The following is a 23,396-nucleotide window of genomic DNA, read 5'->3' on the forward strand; positions in this document are numbered from 1 at the left end:
CCACGTGAACCCCCTGTTTAAAAAATGTTCACGTGGTTTTGCATTATTATAAATTTAATAAAAATTAGGCAATTCTTACTGATTTAACCATAGTAGGGGATTGAAAGCTAAGGCATTATCGCGCACACTCAAATGGTAAGTTTCTAAATTTTATTTAGGGCAACTACACGACATACGCATTAATGCAGCAGGAAATTAAAATTTATTAGAAACAGTACAATAGGAACTTTGTATGCTTGTAAACAAACTCGAACAAGTCAATTTACATAACCCTTTCAACTATTTAGGATTAACTGAAAATAAAAAACAAGGTGGTTACCATCTCAACGCTTGGGCTCCGGCTGCGGTAAAAGTTGAGGTTGTAGAATTGGGCACAGAGAAGTCACTCGGCTTCTTAAATCAAGTAGACGATAGTGGGTTGTTCGAAGGCGATTTTAACGTCAACGAAGCATTTAACTACAAGCTACGCATTTCAAATACAGAACACACTTACGAAGTCATCGACCCATATCAATTTAAGGAAGAAGCGTTTCATGCAGTTCATTATGTAACAATGAAACCTCAAAACCTTTACGAACAATTAGGTGCGCAGTTAATTGATGTTAAATTGTTGGATGGTAGCACAATTCCAGCAACTCGATTTGCGGTATATGCGCCCAATGCAACGGCAGTGAGCTTAATTGGTGACTTTAACTATTGGGATGGTCGACTTCATCCAATGGAAAAAACCCAATGTGGTCACTGGGTGTTAATTGTTCCAGGAATGCAGCCAGGCACAAAATATAAATACGAAATTAAAGATCCTGTAGGAAACAGGTTGCCGCATAAAGCTGATCCGGTTGGTTTTTGTGCAGAACAATATCCATCACATGCGTCGGTTGTATATGATCACAGTAAATATCAATGGAATGACCAAGCTTGGTTAGAAGCGCAAGCAAAAGTTGACCGATACAAAACTCCAATGTCAATTTATGAGTTACATGCAGGCAGCTGGAAAGCTCGTTATGACAATAATGGACGTACACCATTGAGCTACCGGGAAATGGTTGACGAGTTAATTCCATATGTCAAAGACATGGGTTACACCCATATTGAATTTTTACCTGTTTCTGAATTTCCATACGATGGTTCATGGGGCTACCAGCCAGTTGGTATGTTTGCACCGACCAGCCGCTTTGGCACACCAGATGACTTCAAATATTTTGTAGACCAATGTCACCAAAATGGTATTGGCGTGATAGTCGATTGGGTACCTGCTCATTTCCCTGAAGATGGCCATGGCCTAGCAAGGTTTGATGGTACATTCGTTTATGAGTATGAAGATCCTCGTCGTGGATGGCATCCAGATTGGAATTCTTGTATTTATGATTTTGGAAAAGACAATGTTCGCCAATTTTTAGTTGCCAGCGCATTGTTTTGGTTAGATAAATTCCACGTTGATGCGTTGCGAGTTGATGCGGTGGCCAGCATGCTGTATTGGGACTACTCACGCAATGAAGGTGAATGGGTGCCTAATGTCGATGGCGGCAACGAAAATTATGAAGCGGTTAGTTTATTGCGTTGGTTCAATGAAGAGGTTTACAAAAATTTCCCTCACGCTTTCACCATAGCTGAAGAGTCAACCGCATTTGCTAAGGTGTCACGTCCAGTATTTGAAGGTGGCTTAGGCTTTGGCTTTAAATGGAATATGGGGTGGATGCACGACAGTTTACACTTTATTTCTAAAGACCCAGCTTATCGTAAATATCATCACAACGAGATTACCTTCTCAATGGTATATGCCTACAATGAAAACTTCATCCTGCCAATCTCGCATGATGAAGTTGTGCATGGTAAAGGTTCAATGATGAACAAGATGCCAGGTGATGAATGGCAGCAAGCGGCGAATCTACGTTGTTATGCAGCATTTATGTTTGGTCATCCAGGCAAAAAGCTCAACTTTATGGGTAATGAGATCGGGCAAGGTCATGAGTGGAATCATGAATCTTCAGTGGAATGGCATTTACTCGATTATCCTAAACACCAAGGGGTTCAAAAGTTATACCGTGATTTAAATACCCTGTATAAAACATATGCACCACTGTATCAAAAAGATCATGAACCAGGTGGCTTTGAGTGGGTTGAGCATCAAGATGCGGGTCAAAGTATTTTGTCTTTTGTCCGTAAAGCTGACGATACTAATCAAAAGGTTTATGTTGTGTGTAACTTTACGCCGATCCCACGCGACGGCTATCGTTTAGGCGTAAAGGATGCGGGGAAATACAAGTTATTGTTATCGACCGACGATAAATCATATTGGGGTAGCGGTTATGGAAATAATGGGGAGTTTCAAGCTGAAGAAAAAGCTTGGCAAAATCAATCCCATTCTATCTTGGTAGATTTGCCACCACTAGCTACGCTGTATATCGTTTACGAAGATTAACGGAGATACAAACGCGTGAATATGCCTACTCAAGACATTTTGTTTGAAGTGAAAGGATACAAGGTTTCACTTGGTTCGGCTAAAGCTCTGGGTCCAACATATCTGGAGGGTCGGGGGACTAACTTTGCGGTTTATTCCCCGTATGCTGAAAAAGTGGAACTATGCTTGTTTGACAAAAATGAAGAAGAAATTTGTCGAATTACAATGCCTGGTAAAAAAGGGCGGGTGTGGCACGCGTTTGTTCACAACGTTAAACCTGGGCAATTATATGGTTATCGTGTGGTTGGCCAAAATGCACCTGAGCATGGTTTATTCCAAGATAATCACAAGCTGTTGATTGATCCGTACGCTAAAGGACTAAACCGACCTGTTGAGTGGAATGAACGATTATATCAAGGCGACTCACAATACATGGTGCCAAAATGTATTGTACAGGATGAGTGTGAATTTGACTGGCAAGGCGCCGAGAAACCCTACATTCCAGATTCAGACACAGTTCTCTACGAATTACACGTTAAAGGGTTCACCCAGGTGCACCCTCAAGTTAAAGATGAATACAAAGGTACTTACTTAGGTTTAGTTCAACCTAAGGTGATTAAGTATTTACAACAATTAGGTGTAACAAGTTTACAGCTAATGCCAGTTATGGCTTTTATGAGTGAGCCAAGGTTGGCTAAACTTGGCTTAGTCAATTATTGGGGCTACAACCCAATTAATTTTTTCACCCCAGACCCAAGATACGCTGCTAAAAACTCTACTTTAGAGTTTAAAACTATGGTTCGTGAATTACACAAAGCCGGCATTGAAGTCATACTGGATGTTGTGTTCAATCATAGTGCTGAAGGTGGCTTTGATGGGCCGATATTGTCGTTTAAAGGTTTTGATAATCGAAATTTTTACATGTTTGAAGAGAGTGACGGTCATAAAGATTACTGTCGATATGTCAACAATACCGGCTGCGGCAATAGTATCAATTTAGATAACCCGTACGTCTTACAGTTGGTTACTCAATCACTTCGATATTGGGTGGAAGAAATGCAAGTTGATGGCTTTAGGTTTGATTTAGCCGTTAGTTTAGCGCGAGAGGGTAATGACTTTGATAATTACTCAGCCTTTTTCAAAGTACTCTTCCAAGATCCAGTTTTAAGCCAAGTAAAATTGATTGCTGAGCCTTGGGATATCGGCTGGGGTGGATATAGGCTAGGTCAGTTTCCAGAAAACTGGCATGAATGTAATGACAAATTTAGAGATACGGTTCGCGGGTTTTGGGCAGGTCAAGAAGGTTTGTTACCTGACTTTGCAACGCGCTTGATGGGCTCTAGAGATGTGTTTTTAAAGGGCCTAAGGTCAATAAATACCAGTGTCAATTACATTGCTTACCACGATGGGTTTACCTTGCACGATTTAGTGAGTTATAACAATAAACACAATGATGCAAATGGCGAACAAAACCGAGATGGTCATGGCCATAACCTATCAAACAACTATGGCGTGGAAGGTCCAACCGAAGACAAAAAAATTAACAAGCTTAGACAAAAACAAAAGCGTAATTTGCTAGCTACGTTGTTTTTGTCACAAGGTACGCCGCACTTTTTAGCAGGCGACGAAATTGGCCGTACTCAGCTTGGTAACAATAATGCTTATTGTCAGGATAATGCCATTAGCTGGCTGAATTGGCAGTTAAACCCTGCTGATAAAAAGTTACTCGAGTTTGTTAAAAGACTCATTAACTTACGCCACGGTTGTCCATTGTTGCATTCGCTTAATTTAGAAGATGACGGTTATTATGGCCGCGCTAACTGTCATAAAGTGTGTTGGTTTAATGATGCTGGCGAATTAATGCGAGATGATGACTGGCATAACCCGCACAATGCCGCGGTTGCTGTGGAGCTGTCTTGGGTGGACAATGAGCATGATGAAACTAGTGACCGTGTACTGATACTATTCAACGCAAGTCATGTTGATGTTCACTTTAAGTTACCACAATTGCCAGATAACCATGCTTGGAGCTTAGTTTTCGACACAGCAACAGAAGATGGATTGCAAAAATCAGAGGTCAAATTAGAAGCAGGCTATTGGCAGGAAGCACATAGTTTAAGCTTTATTGTTAGGCGCAAACAAGTCTAACTATCAAGACTTGTATATCGGAGGTAATGGTTAAGTAATTGGTTTGTTAACTTTGCTGCCATTATCATCCGTATTTATCGAAGTTATTATCCTTATAATCTTACCTTATCTAATCTAACCCGTTTTCAGCCCAATCTCTATGGTCGCTCGAGCCCTTTTTAGCTAGAATATCGCGCAGTTTTTAAAGCAGGCAAACAAATAGGAAAATATATGTCGAGCACGACTCAACAATGTCAGATTGGTCTGATTGGGTTAGGCGTAATGGGTAAAAACCTAGGTCTTAACCTTGCAGACAACGGCTACTCAGTGGCTGCGTTTGACTTAGATGCAGAAAAAGTACAAGGCATCTTAACTCAAGACGAAATAGAGCGTGGCAACCAGCCAGCTCGAATCACTGGCTGTACTTCATTCGAAGACATGCTCAGTAAATTAGAAAAACCTTACCTAATTATCTTATCCATTCCTGCTGGTAAACCAGTAGACATCGTATGTGGTAAATTGATGGAATGTGGCCTATCACAAGACGACATAGTGGTAGACACAGGTAACAGCTTATGGACCGACACAGTAGAGCGTGAAGCTCAGTACAATGGTAAGTTTATCTTCTTTAGTTGTGCGGTTTCTGGTGGTGAAGTTGGTGCTCGTTTCGGACCTTCGTTAATGCCGTCAGGTGACAAAGCAGGTTGGGCTCGTTTAGAACCTGTACTAGAAGCTATTTCAGCAAAAGTTGATCCAAATACAGGGTTGCCTTTAGTTAACAACGAACCTGGCAATCCAGTGACAGAAGGCGAGCCATGCGCTGCGTATATTGGTCCAACTGGTGCTGGTCACTATGTGAAAATGGTTCACAATGGTATCGAATACGCGGATATGCAATTAATTTGTGAAGCATATCAGAGCTTGCGTAGCGCTTTAGGTTTATCACCAAAAGAGATTGCAGCGATTTTCCGTGAGTGGAATAAAGGCCCATTAAATAGTTACCTAATCGAGATTTCAGCTGAAGTTTTAGAGCAAGATGATCCAGTAACGGGCGAACCGTTAGTGGATAAAATCTTAGATGTTGCTGGTCAAAAAGGCACTGGTCTATGGACTGCTATTGGTAGTCTAGAAGTTGGCTCACCTGCTATGGCGGTAACCGCGTCTGTATATGCTCGTGCTCTATCAGGCTTAAAAGATAACCGTGTTAAGGCGGCAGGTATTCTTAAAGGACCTGAAGTGGCTAAAGTCGCGGACAGCGAAAAAGAAGCCTATATCCAACGTGTACATGATGCACTGTATTGCTCAAAAATTTGTGCGTACGCACAAGGCTTTGAGTTAATGAAAAAAGCTGGCGAGCAACAAGGTTGGGATTTAGATTTTGCTGCAATTGCGAAGATTTGGCGTGCTGGTTGTATTATCCGTGCGGTATTCTTGCAATCAATCACAGATGCATTTAACAAAGACAAAGAACTACCTAATTTATTAATGGATGATTTCTTTGCGGGGCAAATTGAAAAATTCCAGTCAAACTGGCGTGAATCAATTGTTGATGGAGTGCGTTTAGGCGTTGCTATGCCTTGTTTTACATCTTCATTAGCTTATTACGATTCTTATCGCAGCGCTACGACAGCAGCAAACTTACTGCAAGGTCAGCGCGATTTCTTTGGTGCACACACCTTTGAGCGGGTTGACCAACCACGAGGTCAGTTCTATCATTTAAACTGGTCAAGTGATAAAGAAATTGTTCGTATAAAATAATGAAAGATGATAAACACTGGTTAGAAACACTCGATGCGGAAACGTATCGAGTAACAAGGCAAGGGGGCACCGAATACCCCTTTACTGGCAAGTTATTAAATAACAAAAAAACTGGTGTTTATCATTGTGTATGCTGTAAAACGCCGTTGTTCACATCTGAACAAAAGTATGATTCTGGTTGTGGTTGGCCGGCGTTTTTTGATGCGTTAGATAAAGAGAAAATTAAGTTTTTAATGGATGACAGCCATGGTATGCACCGCACTGAAGTGCGCTGCGGTGAATGTGATGCGCATTTAGGCCATGTATTTGATGATGGACCAGAGCCGACAGGCATTCGTTACTGCATTAACTCAGTTTGTTTGGACTTTAATGAAGCTGAGAATGTAAAGCCGATTAAAGGTTGAGGTTTCTTGTTAGTCGTTTGCTAACTTTTGCCAGACTCCAGCAGCGTTTTTCCGCACCTCAAATTTGGCCCAAGTGACAAAGTTGGCTTTAGCGCAAACTCCACGTTCATTTTTTCCCGTACCTTCAATGACTTTGTAGTGAACTTTGCCAAGCCTACTGACATACAGCACCTTTCTGATTTGCCAATTTATACCGAGCTTACCATTACTATAAAAGCGTTGGACTTGTACTTTTTCTGGGTGGTGACTATCCACCTCAGCATGGTTGGCCGCTTTGTCGAAAATATCCATCCAAGCTTCAGCAGATAGGTCAATATATGAATCGTGATCTTGCAGCGCTTTAAAAAAATCTTCATTAGTAATTTCGTTTTTTCTGTCGGCTGGACTTATTATTGTTTTACGTGAATTACTGAAAAATAAATGTGCTGGGTATCGGCGCCAATTGAATAGGTAATTAACCGCAAATGCGACTAAAACGATGGTTACGCAACTAACCAGTGTAGGGTAGATTACATAGCCATAACCAATCGTTGCAACAACATCTTCGCTAAACACCGCACCTAACGCTGTTGCACCGCCAGGAGGGTGGATGCAACGAAACTGTTGCATCAACAATATTGCAAGTGATACGGCAATGATTGCTGCTAACAAGTTATTTTCAATATAAGTGGCGCAGCTTACACCCAATATAGCACTGATTAAGTGCCCACCAATCACCGGCCAAGGTTGGGAAAAGGTGCCATGCGGAACAGCAAATACTAAAACTGCAGTCGCGGCTATCGAGGTAACAACATAGGCATTTTGTTTAACTAAAGCAGTTGAGCCAATCTCACTACCAATTAATTTTGCAAAATATAAAACACAAGTAATCCCAACGATAGATGTGATTGCTGTGGCAACAACTTCAGACTTTGAAGCGCGTAACTCGGTTGCGCCAAAATATAAATAAATATGCTTTAACAGGTTTTTATTAATCATTTAAATTTAGCGCTCTAAGGCAAGTTAATCTAACCACATAAGATACTTTGAATATTGCAGGTAATATCATGATTGAAATATGACCAACAATTTGTTGAGTTAACGAGAGGTATTGTTCATATCCATAGATGAAAGTTATTAGCACTAGCGTCGTCACTATGCTGAAAAACATTACTCTATTGGCAATTTTTAATCGCTGTAAATTAATTGAATTTTTAGCCATAAATCGTACGCACCTTGATGGTGATTGTTGCACTAAATTGGTGTTTTTATTGTATGAATTTATATGGATTAGGTATAATGAATATATTTGTTAATTAGTAACAAATATATTGATAATAATGAGGCGTGTATGGACTATATAAATGCCAAAACATTCTTAACTATTTGCCAGGTGCACAGTTTTAGTGCTGCTGCGCAAATGTTGCACGTCACTCAAACCACTGTAACCGCTAGAATCAAAAATCTTGAACAGCAATTAGGTTGTAAGTTGTTTGTACGAAATAAGGGAGGTGCTAAGCTTACGGCTAATGGGCTGCATTTTGAGCCATACGCTCGGCAAATTGTTGAAACTTCATTGGCGATCAAACGTAATATTCCATTGCCGTATGATTTGGATAATCGGTTGGCGATCGGGTGTGATTTAACTTTATGGAATCCAATTGCGGCAAAATGGCTGACAGCTATTCAAACACATTGGCCAGATTTAGTTATTACCATGGATGTGAATGACTCAAAACACTTGTATGAAAAAATGCAAGATGGTTTGATTGATATCGTTATTTCACATCAAACTTTTTATAGTCAAAATACTCAAATAGACCATCTACTCGACGAAAAGTTAGTTCAAGTCCAGTCAAGTGATAGTGCACTGCCGTATATATTTATCGACTGGGGAGAAACTTTTAAAAAACTTCATGATCAAGCGTTACCAGAGCTTGCTATCAAAAAGCTGTCGATTTCACTAGGTCCTGTAGCATTACAAATGATTTTAGATAGTGGTGGAAGTGGCTATTTTAGAACGCGTGTAATTCAGCGCTACCTGCGCTCTGGACAGCTAAAATTAACACCGCAAGCGCCTGAGTTTTCATATCCTGTATATTTTGTGCACAATCGGCGCAACGATTTACCATTTGAACAGTTAAAAGTGCATTTACTTGAGGTGTTTGAGCAAACGCATAATTGGTTTTAATCTTGCCAAATTATTTGTGCTTGAGCGTCAGCGGTTGCTTTAAAAATTAAAAGTGGCCGTGGGTTATTACCATCAAAGGTAATAGTGGATGCCATCAGCAAATAGCCATGATTAAAGTGAGTCACCCAATGTGCTGTATAGGGTGTTTTAACCGCGTGCATTAGGCTAGTTTGTCGGTTATTGTGGCTAACAATATCAAAGCTTCTGTTTCCCCAATTCGCGACTAATAAGCGACCTTGCTGGTAATCAATATCAAAAATTTGATTACGGTTAAGAGGGGCATTGGCTGCAGCTTGATTTAACAGATTATCCCATTGCCTTTTTATCTTGCCCTGTTGGTCCACTAACCATGCTTGGTTTTCCCCAAGTAATAATAAACCTTGTTCGACTTTTCTGAGACGTTTGACAGGATGGGGAAATTCAAAGGCCTGGTCGACAGAGCCATCTGCTTTATGTAGCAACACATCAGGATATTTAACAAATATGACTTGTTGGTCAGATTGAACATGAAATCCACCTTCACCTAATCGCCATTTGTCTTCAAACCATGGCCAAATGGTATTTGTGCTATTGTCTGATTGTAACTCCAATAACCTTATATAATTTTTGCTATTACTGTGTTGATATCGGCGCTCGATAATATACAGGTTATTATCGAGCGCTGATAACATAAAATCACTGGCGGTATATTCTGAAGTTAAAACAACTTCAACTTGACCGCCCATTTGCCAACTCAATACCGATGATTTGTGATTTGGATGGTCTATTGGAACTACGTACGGAAAGTACGCTGTGCCGCCAATAGAAACAAGGTTACCAGTTGGGTGAGCCAGTACAGCAGTTAAGCTACTTGAAGCTGCAAGAATAACCACAATGTAGCTAAATTGTTTAATAAGCTTTTTTAATAAAAACATATTGTTAGGCTATTTACCTAAGCTGAAATCTAAGCGGGTTTCTTGCATGACTTTTACTGGTGCCCCATCTATGATAGCCGGTTTGTATTTCCACTTGCTCACGGCTTTAATTGCTTCACGGTCGAACACGCCTTCAGGCATAGATTCAGTCACTTCAACATTCGTTACTGCACCATATTCGTTTATAACAAACTTAAGTGCAACATGTCCGATGACACCATTACGTGCGGCTTTTGCAGGGTAACGAGGAGCAACTCTAACAATAGGCTGTACGTCTGCTGTAAGCTCTGACGCTAGATAAACTTTTGCATTTGCCGTTAGGCTAGCAAAAGATAAAGTTGAAGTAAGTAATAAAACAAAAATTTTCATAGCTCGATTCCTTGCTGATTGGTGAGCACAAATAATGCACTTATTTAGATTATTTAGTCAAAGGTTTTGCACGATTATATTTGCGATAGTCGGTACTGTATTTTATAAAACCTACCACAAAAAATTTATTTAAAAGCTATCCGCCAATCACAACTGAGTTTATTTTACCTAATGCATTTTGTTCAAGCGCTTGCTCGCGCTCTTCTTCTGTCAGTATCCCCGTGAATGGAGTATTTCTTCGCCAGCGACGAAGCTGTGGGCTATATTCAGTAAAACCTAAAATGAAAGTATCGGTCAGTTCAAAATTGTCTAAGGTGCTGATCCAGTGTAAATATTCGCTGTAACGTAATTGACCGAGCTTAAACTTGGCTTCAATTTTATCTCGTGCCAGCAACCTAAGTTCAGCTGATGTTAATAATTTTTGTGCGATGGCACCATGAATAGCTTGAATTTGTCTGTCTATGTTTTCATCCAGCAAACTCAACTTTTTACTGCGTGATTTTTGCGCTCGTCTTTGTGATGAATTGTTTCTGCGAGATGAAAACATAATCACTGACCTCTAATTTATTCGATAAGCTTCCGCTTTTACGTCAATTAATCTTTGGTCTACTAATGATAGCTGACCTTGACATAAATCTTCACCATTGCCACTAAATTCAAAAGCAAATTGGCTATGCCATTCAATTAAATTTCGTTGAAACAACTTTATACGTGTCCGTTTGCGACTGGCTGAAACAAACTGTAAGCCGTTGCGCTCGCAATAATCCTGAGCGTACGCAAGCGCCGCTTCGCTTTGTTTACGTAGTAGCCAAAACTGCAAAATAACTGCTACTAGTAGCGCTATAACTAAGATATCAATGAGTTGTACCATAACTTGCCTTTATCATATTGCTAACGGCTATTCGGGTTTTTGGCAGTGCATTGGGGTTCTGCATTAAAGCTAAAATGGGCCTGCGTAACGAAGGTAGAGCAATTGCATCTCTAAATAGTGCTTCAAAATTATTTGCTGGAAGGTCAGCTATTTTTTCTAAATAGACGCTTAGCAGCAACGGGTCTTTTAACGAAACCCAGCAGCGCGCGCCGACGATTAATAATAAGTTTAAAATATCCTCAGCGGGTTTATCAGTGCTCACTTGTTTAGTTAGCCAGGTTTGCACACTTGTTTGGTCACAATATCCTGCTAGCACACGTAAAATCGCGAGCTGTTTTTCCTCACTGTTTTCATTTTCCAGATAGCGTATCGATTTGTTTACGAGCACTTTAGGGAGCTCACAGTGCTCTAAAATTGGAATTAGTTGGTTTTGCAATTCATCGGGTAATTGCCAAAACTCATTTTGCAATAATTTGTGCACTTTAGGATCTTTTTGTACCAAAATATCAGCCCAACCTTGCACGGTTAAATTGCGCCACTGTGCTTTATCGCTTTGGTCTAAATAGTCCAAACAAGCCTGTGCTAGCTCGGAATAGCTGCGGTTAAATTTATCTTTTATACGCGCATTCACTATAGCGACCTTAGTTTGTTCAGGCAATTTGATATAAGGGTTGTCTGGCAGTTGTTGTTGCTCGTCTGTTTGTTGTGCAAAGTCATTGCCCAAAGCTTCTTGAATGATCGCAACAAAATGGTTGCGTGAGCCCGGGATAACTTGGCTTTCTTCATCTAATGGCAAATTTAAAAACCAGATATATGGGTTGTCTGTTTGCCCGATTGGCCAATAAACAAGTGCAAATTTTGCCTGACTTTGGATTGGGTAGGGGTAGGCTTGCTGGCCATCTTCAAATTGTTCGAAGGTTGTTTTGTCTATATCAATAACTCTTCTGCCCACATCAAAAACACAATAATCACAACCTGCATACTGCACAAGTTGATATAAAGTTGAAATGTTTTGCATTAATCGACCCAATAAAGCATTAAAAAAGCGTTATAATAGCGCTTTTTTAATTGGAACGCATTGCTTTGAGTAAACATCAGCAGATAGCAAGTTTATTAACTGAGCTTGCGGCCGCACTACAGGCGGCAAATTTATGGCAGCAACATCGACCAAGTGCACAAGCTTTAAACAGCTCACAACCATTTTGTATCGACACGTTAGATTTTCATCAATGGCTGCAATTTATTTTTATTGAAAAAATGCAAATTATTGCTGAGCAGCAATTAACCTTACCTAGCCAACTATGCATATCGCCGATCGCTGAAGATGCATTTAATGAACAGACAGCGCCGGAAGGCAAAATACTGGCGGTAATAAAGCAAATTGACGCGTTATTTGCTTAAGGAGTGATTGTGTTAGAAATTTTGTATCAAGATGAGCATTTAGTTGCGGTTAATAAACCTTCTGGTCTGTTGGTGCACAGATCTTTAATCGACAAACACGAAACTCAATTTGCTATGCAAATGGTACGCGACCAAATAGGTCAGTATGTTTATCCTGTGCACAGGTTGGATAGGCCCACCTCTGGTGTGTTGTTAATGGCGCTCAGTTCAGAAACCGCTAAATTAGTCTGTGCGGTGATTGAAGCGCGTAAAATGAGTAAAACCTACTACGCAATTACCCGCGGCCATACACCAGAGCAAGGCATTATTGATAAAGCTTTAGTTGAACAGCCGGATAAAATTTCCGATAAAAAAATGCAGCTCAACCCACCAGCAAAAGAGGCGATTACTCAGTTTGAAACCTTGGCAAAATCGACCCTTGATATTGAAATTAATCGATATCCACAGTCGAGATTTAGCCTAGTTAAATTAATGCCTATCCATGGACGAAAACATCAAATTCGTCGTCATTTGGCGCATTTACGCCATCCAATCCTGGGTGATGTAAATTATGGTGACAATAAATATAATCGTTATCTACGCCAGCAATTAAATCAATTTAGATTGGCACTTCATGCGGCTAAGGTTGAGATACCTCATCCAATTACTGGCGAAATGCTAACGATTACCGCAGGGTTTGATCAAGGCTTTCAACAAATATTACAATTAACTCAATTACCTATGATAGATGAGAGGAATTTATGACAGATATCGCTATCTTGTATGGCTCTGTATACGGCGGTGCTGAAGAATTGGCAGAAACGAGCGCATCTCGCCTGGAAGATGCAGGATTCGCCGTGAAGCTGTTTTCAGATTGTGAATTAGACGATGTACTTGCGGCCAACGCACCAAACTGGCTGATTATTAGCAGCACCACAGGCTCGGGTGACATTCCTCAAAATATTGAAAATGTCTACACCGGCTTGCGAGATACAGTGCCAAACTTATCAAAAACTGGCTATGCAGTGATTTGTATGGGCGACTCGTCATATCGTGAAACATTCTGCGAAGCTGGCAAACAATTTGATGAAGCTATGTACGAAACTATGGCCAAACGCTTAGTAAACCGTTTAGAAATTGATGCTTGCGAAACTATGGATACAGCAGCCGCATCTGCAGCTTGGATTGGTCAACTAGTCGACAAAATAAAACAGTAATAGCCCGAAATAAAATAATTTTTATCAAAAACATAGCTATCTTTTTTCTTTCTACTAGTATTTAAAGAAACAGCGGTTGTTTTAAAGTTGGAGTACTTATGAAATCACTAAAAGTAGAAGATTACATGAATAAAAGACCGGTGACTTTTTCTGTTGATATGAATATCGCCGAAGCTGTGGAACGTATTTTGGACATAGACCAGTCTGGTGGGCCAGTGTTAGATAGCCGCGGCAAAGTTGTGGGATTTTTGTCTGAGCAAGACTGCATAACACAGATGATTGAGTCTACTTATTACCGAGAGCAAGTAGCTAAAGTCGGCGATATAATGGCAACGGATGTTAAATCTTTACGACCTTACTCGTCAGTGTTGGAAGTTGCACAAAAAATGGCGTTATCCAGGCCGCGCATTTATCCCGTTATCGACGATGATGGTCATTTAGTTGGTACTATCAACCGGCATCAGGTAATGCGAGCGATTGATACCCAATTGCACGATGCATACAATATGGTTTAACTTCATAATTCGACTGTGATTTGCTAGCATACCCGCGAATTATTTTCGGGGGTATGTTTCTTGTCTGAGTTGGTTAAAAATTCTCTAAAATTACTAAAAAAAGTCTATCCAGCCGATTTTTTTAGGTTGAAAAATAAGCTTTATCGAATAGATAAAATCAAGCAAGCTGAAAAAAAGCAGCAAGCTTTTGACAATTGGACTGCGGCCGTTGAGCAGTCATGGCAATTTTATCAAAACCGCGTCAATAACAAACCAACACCTACTTATCCAGATTTACCCGTTAGCCAAAAACGCCAAGATATCATTGAAGCAATTCGTGAGAATCAAGTCGTTATCATTGCAGGCGAAACGGGGTCGGGCAAAACAACTCAGTTACCGAAAATGTGTTTAGAAGCTGGTTGTGGTGAACGTGGTTTGATTGGCCATACCCAGCCAAGGCGATTAGCCGCTCGAAGCGTGGCCAGCCGCATTGCAGAAGAAATGCAATCGCCGTTAGGAGAAGTTGTTGGTTACAAAGTTAGGTTTAATGAACAAGTCAAAGCTTCTTCTTATATTAAACTGATGACGGATGGGATTTTACTGGCTGAAATTCAGCAAGATAAATTTTTAAACCAATACGACACCATCATAATTGACGAAGCACACGAGCGCAGTTTAAATATTGATTTTATTTTGGGCTATTTAAAACAGTTATTACCACGACGTCCTGATTTAAAGTTAATTATTACCTCAGCAACTATTGATGTGGAGCGGTTTGCAAAACATTTTAACCACGCGCCTGTTTTTGAAGTTTCAGGTAGAACCTTTCCAGTAGATATTCGTTATCGACCTATTGAAGATTTAGTTAGTGAAGAATCAGACGACAAAGATCAATTGGAAGGCATTTATGCCGCGGTCAAGGAACTAACTAAAGAGGGTTTAGGAGACATTCTGATTTTCCTCAATGGTGAACGAGAAATCAGAGACACGGCAGATGGCTTAAATAAACTGAAGTTACGTAATACCGAAATACTGCCCTTGTATGCGCGTCTATCTGCGGCCGAGCAAAATCGAATATTTCAATCACATTCGGGCCGACGTATTGTTTTATCAACTAATGTTGCTGAGACCTCGCTGACGGTCCCTGGGATTAAATATGTAATTGATCCTGGAACTGCACGTATTTCTCGTTATAGTACCCGAACTAAAGTGCAGCGCTTACCAATTGAACCTATTTCACAAGCGAGTGCTAATCAGCGCTCGGGTCGCTGTGGTCGTGTATCGGCTGGTATTTGTATTCGGTTGTATAGTGAAGACGACTTCAACAACCGACCTGAGTTTACTGACCCAGAAATTCTTCGGACCAATTTAGCTTCTGTGATACTGCAAATGCATTCACTCGGACTCGGCGATATTGAATCTTTCCCTTTTATTCAACCGCCTGATAATCGAGCGATTAATGATGGTATCTTGTTGTTACAAGAAATCGGTGCTTTAGAGCAGCATAAAAATAAACAAAAGGCTCGTTTAACTGAGTTGGGCCGAGCTGTATCAAGGATCCCAGTTGATCCTAGATTGGCCAAAATGGTGGTCACAGCGAACGAGCAATCTTGTTTGCGGGAAGTGATCACAATTGTTGCAGGTTTAAGCATTCAAGATCCAAGAGAACGACCAAACGAAAAGAAACAAGCTGCAGATGAGCAACACAAGCGTTTTGAAAGTAATGATTCGGACTTCCTAAGCTACTTAAATTTGTGGCAATACATAGAAGAGCAGCAGCAAGAGCTGAGCCAAAATCAGTTTCGAAAGTTATGTAAAAAGGAGTTTTTAAATTATTTACGCATACGCGAATGGCAAGACATTGTTTATCAGTTAACCGAAGCTACTAAGGAGCAAGGTTGGAAGCTCAACAACCAAGATGCTAATTATGCTGCGATTCATCAAGCTATTTTATCTGGGTTATTGAGTCATATTGGCAATAAAGACAACCAACAAGGGTATCTCGGTGCACGAAACAGCCGCTTTGTAGTTTTCCCTGGCAGCGGGCTGGCTAAAACTAAAGCCAAATGGATTATGGCTGCTGAATTAGTTGAAACTAGTCGTTTATTTGCTCGCGAAGTCGCAAAAATAGAGCCCGAATGGATAGAACCCTACGCGATGCATTTGGTCAACCGTAATTACTCTGAACCCCATTGGGAGAAAAAACGTGGCTCAGTTGTAGCCTACGAAAATGTAGTATTGTACGGTTTGAGCATAGTTCACAAACGAAAAGTTCAGTACAGCAGAATAGACCCAACTGCCTGTAGGGCCATTTTTATTCGTGAAGCACTCGTTAATGGCCAAATTCAACTTAATGACGCATTTATCCAGCATAATCAAAATTTGTTAGATGAAATCCATGAGTTAGAAGCCAAATCGCGTCGACGTGACATTTTGGTTGACGAAGAAAACTTATTTGAATTCTATGACCAACGCATACCTCAAGAGGTATTTGATACGGTTCGTTTTAAAAAGTGGTGGAGCAAAAACAAAAAAACACAGCCAAATTTACTCAACTTTAGTTTAGATGATTTAATGAAACATGATGCATCATCTATAACCAAAGACGCGTTTCCCGATACGTGGAATCAGGATGGTTTAGTCCTTAAACTTGAATATGTATTTGAACCGACTGAAGATGCAGATGGTGTTAATTTGATTGTGCCTTTAGCATTGCTTAATCAACTTAAAGATACAGGTTTTGATTGGGGAATTGCCGGTTATAGACATGACTTAGCGGTTGCACTGATTAAATCTTTGCCAAAAAATTTGCGCAAGAATTTTGTTCCAGCGCCTGATTTTGCAACTGCTTGTTTGCAGGCCATCCAAGTGTCGGATGAGCCATTTGTGCATGTATTGGCAAAACAACTTTTACGTATGACGGGGACTAAAATTGATCCTCAGCAGTGGGATTATAGCCAAGTACCAAGTCATCTTAGAATAAACTTTAAGGTGGTTAACGAGAAAGGCTCTGTTTTGGGTATCAGCAAAGATTTAGCCGAGCTTAAACGCAAGTTGCAAGGTAAAGTTGCTGATACACTAACAGAAGTGGCAGATGAAGGTATTGAGCAGCAAGGTATACGCGAGTGGACATTTGGAGCGCTGGAAGCCGAATACACAAAAAAGCAAGCACATTATGAGATCAAAGCTTATCCAGCTTTAGTTGATGACCAAGCTGAAGTGTCGATTAAATTATTTGATAATCAAACCGATGCAGATTGGAATATGCTGCAAGGCGTTACTCGGTTGTTATATCTTAACTTGCCATCACCACGAAGTTACCTGCAAGAAAAATTGCCTAATAAAGCAAAACTCGGCTTGTATTTTAACCCGTTTGGCAAAATAGATGACTTGTTGCAGGACTGCATTTTTGCCGCTATTCAGCAATTGTTAGCTGAAAAGAATACCATTCCGCGTGATGAGCAAGAATACAAGCAAGCTAGAGAAGATATACGTGGCGAGTTGGCAGAGCGTGTCCTTCAAATAGCCAAACAAGTCGAGTCGATATTGGTCAAGGTCAATGCAATCAATAAAATGCTTAAAGGCAAAACCAGTTTTGAGTTGGTGCAAGCGCAATCTGAAATTAAGCAGCATTTATCTCAGCTAGTGTTTAAAGGATTTATTACACGTTTTGGCGCCAACAAACTAAAGGATATTGAGCGTTATGTGCAGGGAATACATAGGCGATTAGAAAAACTGCCAATAGACCCTGTTAGAGATAGGCTGAATCGTGAACAAGTGAATAAAATTGCAGATAACTATGCGGCTAAACTGCAAGCAAATCTGCAAGGCGAAGCGGTAAATCATACATTAGAGCAATTGCGTTGGATGTTAGAGGAATTAAAAATTTCACTGTTTGCGCAAAACTTGGGGACTAGCATGCCGATATCACCAAAGCGTGTACAGCAATTTATAGACTCGGCAACAAAAGACGGTTTGCTGTAGCAATGGCAGATTAAATGCATGTTAAAAAGTTGTTTACACTGCTTGAGTTAAAAACTAACATGGGTTGTGAAGGTTTTAATAGAGTCAGGAGAGGGTTGGAATGATTGGAAGAGATGATCAACGTTCGTATTATCGTATGATGGTCAATGCGGACTGTTTAGTTGTAGTAGATAATCTAGAATCACCTCAAGAGTTTACTGCGATATGCCGTGATTTAAGTGCAAATGGAATGGCAATTGAATTACAAGAATCTATTGATGTAGGGAAAGAAATTAGTATACGAATTAGTTCGGCAAGTGAGCAAATTCCATCACTGACCGCTCGGGGCAAGGTACTGAGGTGTGCACCCGAAACATCTACCACATTTATTGTGGGCATTGAAATAATTGACCTAGCGTAAGCAATAATATTGTTTGTAACAATTTAAAAAGGTTCAGCTAAACGCTGAACCTTTTTTGTTACGCCAATACTAGCCTTAACATCATAAGGCCTTGGGTCGGATTAAGCACTTGGAACGACCGCTTTTAGTTTCTCAAGTTTAGCTTTAATGGTTTTGTCTGTAATGGGTGTTTTGTTAATTAAAACCACCACACCATTCGCAGGTACTGAATAGCTTAATTCATTACCTACTGTTACTGTTTTGCCTGAAAATGCGTCTTTATAACTTCCTTGGTGAAGTGAGTTAGATAACGTAATTGTTTTTGCAGAATCAGATTTGTTTAACAGAACCAATGCATTTTCAATCACACCATCATGTTGGTAAATTCGGTAAAATGAAGCTGTGTCTTGAGCAAAATCTAAGTTAAGTTGCAAACCTCTTTGCAGTGCAACTGATTGTAGACGCAAGTTTGCAACTTTTTTCATTGACTGCGCGACTGGGTGATTTTCAGCTTGTTTTACCTTTTCTATTCCATAATAGTTGCGGTTGCCACCATGTTCTGCGGTGCCGGCCATAAATGCAGTCTCAGAGCCATAATAAATAACGGGAATGCCTCGGCTGGTAAATATCCAGTTATTTGCATTGATAAAGCCTTTGTCATCTGCGTTCATTCGTGCCATATCATGATTGTCATAGAATGTCATCAAATCATATGGATTATGGTATGGGCTTTGTTCTAAATACAAGTAATCCAATAGATCGGCGAATGATTTTTCGCTTTCGCCTTCTTTCGGTTTACCAAATACACTGGTAATTGCTTCTTGCCCGGGAAAGTCTAGTACGCTGACTTTGCCATTCTCAGGCAAAGTATGTTGCGCAATAAAGTCGGCATCGTAAACAAAACTCTCGCCAAACATAAAGAAGTCTGGATGTTTTTCGCGGATTCGGTCTGCAAACTTTTTCCAGAAAAAATGTGGCATGTGGCGAATGGTGTCAATCCGAAAAGCGTCAGCCCCTTGATCAATCCACTGAGAATATGCTTCAACAAAATAGTCCAATACAGCAGGGTTATCGTAATTTGTATCACCAAGTTGAGCTAGATCAGGCTTTTGTTTGTAGAAATGCTCAAGTGGGTCATTATGGTCTAGTTCGGTTGGGTGCTTATTTTTGTGGTCGGCAACTAAATTCCAGTCTTTGTCATAAATCTCACCATACTTAGGTTGATCTTCTGGCATAGTGTAAGCTGGTGAACCATGGTTTGCGACAATGTCCAACACGGTTTTAATGCCTTTGGACTTCATCGCCTTGGTGAAATCTTTAAATTTGAAGTTTTCAGAAACAACATGTTCGTCTTCAACAAAAAAGTTTACCCCCCAATAACCGTGGTAACCTGTTTTACCACCATCTTTAAACATGCCACCAAATTCGATGACTTCTCCACCCGTAAAAGCTTCATCTGGGTTATCTACAATTGGAGTTATCCAAACTGAGGTGAAGCCCAAATCTTTAATATAATCGGCTTGTTGATATACCCCTAGTAAATCACCACCTAAATATCCAACGTTTGCTTCTTTACCATCAGGGCCTTTAAGTGGACGATTAAAGGTGTAATTAACATCTCCACCTTGATTTGGGTAATTGTTGTTGGGATCGCCATCTACAAAGCGGTCGGTCAGAACAAAATAGACATTTTCTTTGGCAAATGCCTCTAAAGTTCCGTAATAGCTTGTGCCATTAGTCGTGACGGTGCTGTTAGTCGATTTGGTAACAGCACATGAGGTCAGCATCAATGCGGATGCAGACAAAGCTACTTTGATAGCCTGAGTAAGTGCTTTTTTCTTCATAATTTTGAAATACCTAGGGATTGTTACAATTGACAGCTAAATATTAGTAACACTTTTACAAAAACAACAATATTTGCATACGTATTCAGTGTATTTAAACCGTTAAAACAGCGTCTTGGCCGACTGCAAACGTATTCAATCAGGCAAAACTACTCTTTAACAATCGCTCAACATACAATGAAAGTCAGTTTATTAATGTTTTAGATATTAGACGTGTATTACGTCTACAAGTCATGGGGTTGTTTAATGTCTGTTAATCTCGATTGGTGGCGTGGTGCCATTATTTATCAAGTTTATCCACGTAGTTTTATGGATAGTAATCATGATGGTATTGGTGATATTCCAGGGATTAACCAAAAGTTAGATTACATTGCGAGCTTAGGGGTGGATGCTATCTGGGTATCTCCTTGTTTTAAATCGCCTATGAAAGATTTTGGTTACGACATTAGTGACTATCGGGCAATTGACCCCATCTTTGGTGATTTAGGTGACTTTGAGCAACTGATTGAGCAAGCTCATGCAAGAGGTATTAAAGTCATGATAGATCAAGTGTTGAGCCATACTTCGGACCAACACGCATGGTTTAACCAAAGTCGACAGTCGCAAGATAATGACAAAGCTGATTGGTATGTCTGGGCCGACCCGAAACCATGTGGAGCACCGCCAAACAATTGGTTATCTATTTTTGGTGGGCCTGCTTGGCAGTGGGATTCACGTCGTCGACAGTATTATTTGCATAATTTCTTAGATAGTCAGCCAGATTTAAATTTCCATAATCCACAAGTGCAGCAAGCTGTATTGGATAACATTGAATTTTGGCTGAAAAAGGGCGTCGATGGTTTGCGTTTAGACGCTATTACTTTCTGTTTTCACGACCAATTGCTCCGTGACAATCCGGCTAAACCTGAAAATGAAAGAGCAGGGCGAGGTTTTAGTGAAGACAATCCTTACGCTTATCAATATCATTATTATAACAATGACCGACCAGAAAACATTGTGTTTATTGAACGGTTACGTGCGTTATTGAATCGTTATCCAGGCAGCGTTTCTTTAGGTGAGGTGGCATCGGAAGATTCGCTAGCAACTATGGCAGAATACACTAAAGGTGATAGTCGATTGCACATGACCTATAGTTTTGAGTTATTAACTAAAGATTATTCAGTTGATTATATTCGCTCAACAGTAGAGACATTAGAAAATGCATTGGGTGATGGTTGGCCATGCTGGGCGGTTGGTAATCATGATGTTGAGCGAGTGGTCAGTCGTTGGGGTCAAAGCCGCGATGCTTTTGAGCAAAAACAATTCGCCAAGATGGTTACAGCCATGGTGTGCTCGCTACGCGGAAGTGTTTGTTTGTATCAAGGTGAAGAGCTAGGCTTAGTAGAAGCAGAAGTTGCATACGAAGACCTTCAAGATCCTTATGGCATAGAATTTTGGCCGACGTTTAAAGGTCGAGATGGCTGTCGAACGCCTATGCCATGGTCACACCAAGCTATTAATGCAGGCTTTTCCAATGGTAAACCTTGGTTGCCAGTTGACTCAACCCATGCTGAACATAGTGTCGATTTACAAGAGCAAAACCCAGACTCGGTATTGAATACCTACAGAGCATTTATGGCATGGCGCAGCCAGTCGCAGGTTTTAAAATCAGGAGAAATTGAATTTATTGATTTACATAGCGATGTGTTGGCGTTTTACCGTTATGACCCAATATCAGCGGAACGGATCTTGTGCTGTTTTAACTTATCAAATCAAGCGTTGGATATAGACCTAGGTGAAATAAAATGTAAACGCAAAATTTCGCCTGCGTGTTTAGACAGTGCGTCGATAGAATACAACGCCTTATCTATTGGTAGATATGGATGTTTTTACGCTGAAATTTAACATCCAAGGGTCGTTTTAGCGATAAAATGACCCTCATTCGTTAACCTCTAGTTTTAATTTGAACCTTGCAATAAAATTGTCATCTAGTGTCGGCACAATACCCGCTCGTTTTACTCGGTTTATTCAAAAATGACGCAGGTTCGAATACTCATAATTTTTATTGCGACACTTAGCTACTGGTCAATTCATTTACTTACTAGTAGCCAAGCAGTTCTGCCTGCTGATCAGAATATTTTTGATGTTTGTAGCGAAATATTCAATTTACTATTTTTGTTGGCTATGCTGGCTGTAAATATTAGCCTAGCCAAAAGATCTTATGATGCCGATGATGGAAAATGGTTCTTTATTGGTTTGCTGTTATTATTGTGCGGCCATACTCATGATTTATTAGATGAATTTATCTCAATAAACCCACTTGTCATTTCGTTTGTATTGGAAAATGCCGCAAATAATCTCGGTGTGCTCGTATTGACCTATGCATTATTTAAATGGTCAATACGTTACAAAGGCCAAATTAAAACGTTACAAGAACAGAAGGTTATCTTAACCTCTGTAAGCAACAAAGACCCGATGACCCAACTATATAACCGTCGGTTTTTAAACGATGGTTTCAAGAAACAGTTAGATGAAGTAGATTTCGCAATGCAAAAGTTATCCTTGGTGATGATAGACTTGGACAACTTTAAATCTTTTAATGATTCATACGGGCATTTGCATGGTGATAAGTTAATTCAGCATGCTGCTAAAGTTATTAGTGAAGAAATACGCGAACAAGATTTTGCCTTTCGCTATGGCGGGGAAGAGTTTCTAGTTGTTATAGAAGGGGATAAATCGACAGCCAAGCGTGTCGCTAACAGAATTCTAGATACTTATCGAAATAGCCCTTTTAGTATAGATGGAAATTACATACATAAAACTCTGTCTATTGGTATCAAACAACTTAGCTGCAAGCTAAGTTTTGAAGAATCGCTCAATGATGCAGACACAGCACTATATTCAGCTAAACAGGCTGGGCGTAACTGTATTGTATTATCAGGTGAAACTGAGCAACCATATCATTATAAACAACACTCTACGGCCACATTAGTGCAGCTATAGCACCCTAAATTCATATAAGTTATACGTGAAATAGACTTGCGAATGATTCTTATGCAGTTATACTGCGCGCTAATTTAAGCAATCAAGTTAGCTTTTCCTACC

At 40.1% G+C, this 23,396-nt stretch carries 21 protein-coding genes; 13 read left to right on the forward strand and 8 right to left on the reverse strand.

Translation table 11 applies throughout. The features are described 5' to 3' along the window. Positions 1 to 232 precede the first annotated feature (232 nt). The 4 genes from glgB to msrB all read left to right on the forward strand — a co-directional run bounded on the left by glgB (position 233) and on the right by msrB (position 6,690). Positions 233 to 2,422 (forward strand): 1,4-alpha-glucan branching protein GlgB, encoded by a 2,190-nt coding sequence (glgB, locus tag DS2_RS01320; protein WP_035012780.1) that lies wholly within the window; start codon positions 233 to 235, stop codon positions 2,420 to 2,422. A 21-nt stretch (positions 2,423 to 2,443) separates the two neighbouring features. Continuing rightward, the gene (glgX, locus tag DS2_RS01325) at positions 2,444 to 4,549 is read left to right on the forward strand and encodes a glycogen debranching protein GlgX (RefSeq protein WP_051479503.1); all 2,106 of its coding nucleotides are present in this window, start codon (positions 2,444 to 2,446) and stop codon (positions 4,547 to 4,549) included. Positions 4,550 to 4,759: 210 nt separating this feature from the next. Next, positions 4,760 to 6,286 (forward strand): NADP-dependent phosphogluconate dehydrogenase, encoded by a 1,527-nt coding sequence (gene gndA / locus DS2_RS01330; RefSeq protein WP_035012781.1) that lies wholly within the window; start codon positions 4,760 to 4,762, stop codon positions 6,284 to 6,286. Further along, complete coding sequence (msrB, locus tag DS2_RS01335) at positions 6,286 to 6,690, forward strand: peptide-methionine (R)-S-oxide reductase MsrB (protein ID WP_035012782.1); 405 nt, start codon at positions 6,286 to 6,288, stop codon at positions 6,688 to 6,690. Before gndA ends, msrB begins: the two co-directional genes overlap by 1 nt. 9 nt (positions 6,691 to 6,699) lie before the next feature. On the opposite strand, the gene DS2_RS01340 is transcribed toward msrB, so the two are convergent. After that, on the reverse strand, positions 6,700 to 7,668 hold the full coding sequence (locus DS2_RS01340; RefSeq protein ID WP_035012783.1) for an HPP family protein: 969 nt from the start codon (positions 7,666 to 7,668) through the stop codon (positions 6,700 to 6,702). Next, the gene (locus DS2_RS01345) at positions 7,661 to 7,891 is read right to left on the reverse strand and encodes a hypothetical protein (RefSeq protein ID WP_035012784.1); all 231 of its coding nucleotides are present in this window, start codon (positions 7,889 to 7,891) and stop codon (positions 7,661 to 7,663) included. The genes DS2_RS01340 and DS2_RS01345 overlap by 8 nt, the downstream gene beginning before the upstream one ends. Before the next feature lie 129 nt (positions 7,892 to 8,020). Here DS2_RS01345 and DS2_RS01350 point away from each other — a divergent pair, with 129 nt between their 5' ends. Beyond that, positions 8,021 to 8,860, forward strand: coding sequence for a LysR family transcriptional regulator (locus DS2_RS01350; protein ID WP_035012785.1), 840 nt, complete (start codon positions 8,021 to 8,023; stop codon positions 8,858 to 8,860). Here the strand turns inward: DS2_RS01350 and DS2_RS01355 are convergent. The 5 genes from DS2_RS01355 to DS2_RS01375 all read right to left on the reverse strand — a co-directional run bounded on the left by DS2_RS01355 (position 8,857) and on the right by DS2_RS01375 (position 12,032). Beyond that, positions 8,857 to 9,774: a hypothetical protein gene (locus DS2_RS01355; protein ID WP_035012786.1), complete on the reverse strand. Its 918-nt coding sequence runs from the start codon at positions 9,772 to 9,774 to the stop codon at positions 8,857 to 8,859. The two genes, DS2_RS01350 and DS2_RS01355, sit on opposite strands and share 4 nt — an antisense overlap. 9 nt (positions 9,775 to 9,783) lie before the next feature. Then, entirely contained in the window at positions 9,784 to 10,143 is a 360-nt protein-coding gene (locus DS2_RS01360; protein WP_051479504.1) for an energy transducer TonB, read from the reverse strand. Positions 10,144 to 10,279: 136 nt separating this feature from the next. Then, entirely contained in the window at positions 10,280 to 10,690 is a 411-nt protein-coding gene (locus DS2_RS01365; protein ID WP_035012787.1) for a hypothetical protein, read from the reverse strand. Positions 10,691 to 10,702: 12 nt separating this feature from the next. Beyond that, positions 10,703 to 11,014: a DUF3301 domain-containing protein gene (locus tag DS2_RS01370; protein ID WP_035012788.1), complete on the reverse strand. Its 312-nt coding sequence runs from the start codon at positions 11,012 to 11,014 to the stop codon at positions 10,703 to 10,705. After that, positions 10,998 to 12,032 (reverse strand): DUF3549 family protein, encoded by a 1,035-nt coding sequence (locus DS2_RS01375; RefSeq protein WP_035012789.1) that lies wholly within the window; start codon positions 12,030 to 12,032, stop codon positions 10,998 to 11,000. Before DS2_RS01375 ends, DS2_RS01370 begins: the two co-directional genes overlap by 17 nt. Before the next feature lie 65 nt (positions 12,033 to 12,097). Between DS2_RS01375 and DS2_RS01380 the strand changes: the two genes are divergently transcribed. The 6 genes from DS2_RS01380 to DS2_RS01405 all read left to right on the forward strand — a co-directional run bounded on the left by DS2_RS01380 (position 12,098) and on the right by DS2_RS01405 (position 18,489). After that, positions 12,098 to 12,415 (forward strand): YqcC family protein, encoded by a 318-nt coding sequence (locus DS2_RS01380; RefSeq protein WP_035012869.1) that lies wholly within the window; start codon positions 12,098 to 12,100, stop codon positions 12,413 to 12,415. A 9-nt stretch (positions 12,416 to 12,424) separates the two neighbouring features. After that, complete coding sequence (gene truC / locus DS2_RS01385) at positions 12,425 to 13,159, forward strand: tRNA pseudouridine(65) synthase TruC (RefSeq protein ID WP_035012790.1); 735 nt, start codon at positions 12,425 to 12,427, stop codon at positions 13,157 to 13,159. Then, positions 13,156 to 13,611, forward strand: a complete 456-nt coding sequence (locus DS2_RS01390) for a flavodoxin domain-containing protein (RefSeq protein WP_035012791.1) — start codon at positions 13,156 to 13,158, stop codon at positions 13,609 to 13,611. Before truC ends, DS2_RS01390 begins: the two co-directional genes overlap by 4 nt. Positions 13,612 to 13,709: 98 nt before the next feature. Beyond that, the gene (locus DS2_RS01395; protein WP_035012792.1) at positions 13,710 to 14,126 is read left to right on the forward strand and encodes a CBS domain-containing protein; all 417 of its coding nucleotides are present in this window, start codon (positions 13,710 to 13,712) and stop codon (positions 14,124 to 14,126) included. A 60-nt stretch (positions 14,127 to 14,186) separates the two neighbouring features. After that, the gene (gene hrpA, locus DS2_RS01400) at positions 14,187 to 18,089 is read left to right on the forward strand and encodes an ATP-dependent RNA helicase HrpA (RefSeq protein ID WP_035012793.1); all 3,903 of its coding nucleotides are present in this window, start codon (positions 14,187 to 14,189) and stop codon (positions 18,087 to 18,089) included. 100 nt (positions 18,090 to 18,189) lie between these two features. Further along, the gene (locus DS2_RS01405; RefSeq protein WP_035012794.1) at positions 18,190 to 18,489 is read left to right on the forward strand and encodes a PilZ domain-containing protein; all 300 of its coding nucleotides are present in this window, start codon (positions 18,190 to 18,192) and stop codon (positions 18,487 to 18,489) included. A gap of 101 nt (positions 18,490 to 18,590) precedes the next feature. On the opposite strand, the gene DS2_RS01410 is transcribed toward DS2_RS01405, so the two are convergent. Beyond that, a complete protein-coding gene (locus tag DS2_RS01410) occupies positions 18,591 to 20,312 on the reverse strand; it encodes an alpha-amylase family glycosyl hydrolase (protein ID WP_035012795.1) in 1,722 nt (573 codons plus the stop codon). A gap of 246 nt (positions 20,313 to 20,558) precedes the next feature. Here DS2_RS01410 and DS2_RS01415 point away from each other — a divergent pair, with 246 nt between their 5' ends. Together DS2_RS01415 and DS2_RS19550 are read left to right on the forward strand one after the other, a co-directional pair. Beyond that, a complete protein-coding gene (locus DS2_RS01415; RefSeq protein WP_035012796.1) occupies positions 20,559 to 22,196 on the forward strand; it encodes an alpha-glucosidase in 1,638 nt (545 codons plus the stop codon). A 129-nt stretch (positions 22,197 to 22,325) separates the two neighbouring features. Next, entirely contained in the window at positions 22,326 to 23,294 is a 969-nt protein-coding gene (locus tag DS2_RS19550) for a GGDEF domain-containing protein (RefSeq protein WP_051479505.1), read from the forward strand. Positions 23,295 to 23,396: the final 102 nt, after the last annotated feature.

The sequence above is a fragment of the Catenovulum agarivorans DS-2 genome (genome assembly GCF_000568405.1).
Lineage (GTDB): Bacteria > Pseudomonadota > Gammaproteobacteria > Enterobacterales > Alteromonadaceae > Catenovulum > Catenovulum agarivorans_A.

What these genes read in the sequence shown, in the direction of transcription:
- glgB (WP_035012780.1), top strand. Translation starts at nt 233, where the DNA reads ATGCTTGTAAACAAACTCGAACAAGTCAATTTACATAACCCTTTCAAC.
- glgX (WP_051479503.1), top strand. Translation starts at nt 2,444, where the DNA reads ATGCCTACTCAAGACATTTTGTTTGAAGTGAAAGGATACAAGGTTTCA.
- gndA (WP_035012781.1), top strand. Translation starts at nt 4,760, where the DNA reads ATGTCGAGCACGACTCAACAATGTCAGATTGGTCTGATTGGGTTAGGC.
- msrB (WP_035012782.1), top strand. Translation starts at nt 6,286, where the DNA reads ATGAAAGATGATAAACACTGGTTAGAAACACTCGATGCGGAAACGTAT.
- DS2_RS01340 (WP_035012783.1), bottom strand. Translation starts at nt 7,668, where the DNA reads ATGATTAATAAAAACCTGTTAAAGCATATTTATTTATATTTTGGCGCA.
- DS2_RS01345 (WP_035012784.1), bottom strand. Translation starts at nt 7,891, where the DNA reads ATGGCTAAAAATTCAATTAATTTACAGCGATTAAAAATTGCCAATAGA.
- DS2_RS01350 (WP_035012785.1), top strand. Translation starts at nt 8,021, where the DNA reads ATGGACTATATAAATGCCAAAACATTCTTAACTATTTGCCAGGTGCAC.
- DS2_RS01355 (WP_035012786.1), bottom strand. Translation starts at nt 9,774, where the DNA reads ATGTTTTTATTAAAAAAGCTTATTAAACAATTTAGCTACATTGTGGTT.
- DS2_RS01360 (WP_051479504.1), bottom strand. Translation starts at nt 10,143, where the DNA reads ATGAAAATTTTTGTTTTATTACTTACTTCAACTTTATCTTTTGCTAGC.
- DS2_RS01365 (WP_035012787.1), bottom strand. Translation starts at nt 10,690, where the DNA reads ATGTTTTCATCTCGCAGAAACAATTCATCACAAAGACGAGCGCAAAAA.
- DS2_RS01370 (WP_035012788.1), bottom strand. Translation starts at nt 11,014, where the DNA reads ATGGTACAACTCATTGATATCTTAGTTATAGCGCTACTAGTAGCAGTT.
- DS2_RS01375 (WP_035012789.1), bottom strand. Translation starts at nt 12,032, where the DNA reads ATGCAAAACATTTCAACTTTATATCAACTTGTGCAGTATGCAGGTTGT.
- DS2_RS01390 (WP_035012791.1), top strand. Translation starts at nt 13,156, where the DNA reads ATGACAGATATCGCTATCTTGTATGGCTCTGTATACGGCGGTGCTGAA.
- DS2_RS01395 (WP_035012792.1), top strand. Translation starts at nt 13,710, where the DNA reads ATGAAATCACTAAAAGTAGAAGATTACATGAATAAAAGACCGGTGACT.
- DS2_RS01405 (WP_035012794.1), top strand. Translation starts at nt 18,190, where the DNA reads ATGATTGGAAGAGATGATCAACGTTCGTATTATCGTATGATGGTCAAT.
- DS2_RS01410 (WP_035012795.1), bottom strand. Translation starts at nt 20,312, where the DNA reads ATGAAGAAAAAAGCACTTACTCAGGCTATCAAAGTAGCTTTGTCTGCA.
- DS2_RS01415 (WP_035012796.1), top strand. Translation starts at nt 20,559, where the DNA reads ATGTCTGTTAATCTCGATTGGTGGCGTGGTGCCATTATTTATCAAGTT.
- DS2_RS19550 (WP_051479505.1), top strand. Translation starts at nt 22,326, where the DNA reads ATGACGCAGGTTCGAATACTCATAATTTTTATTGCGACACTTAGCTAC.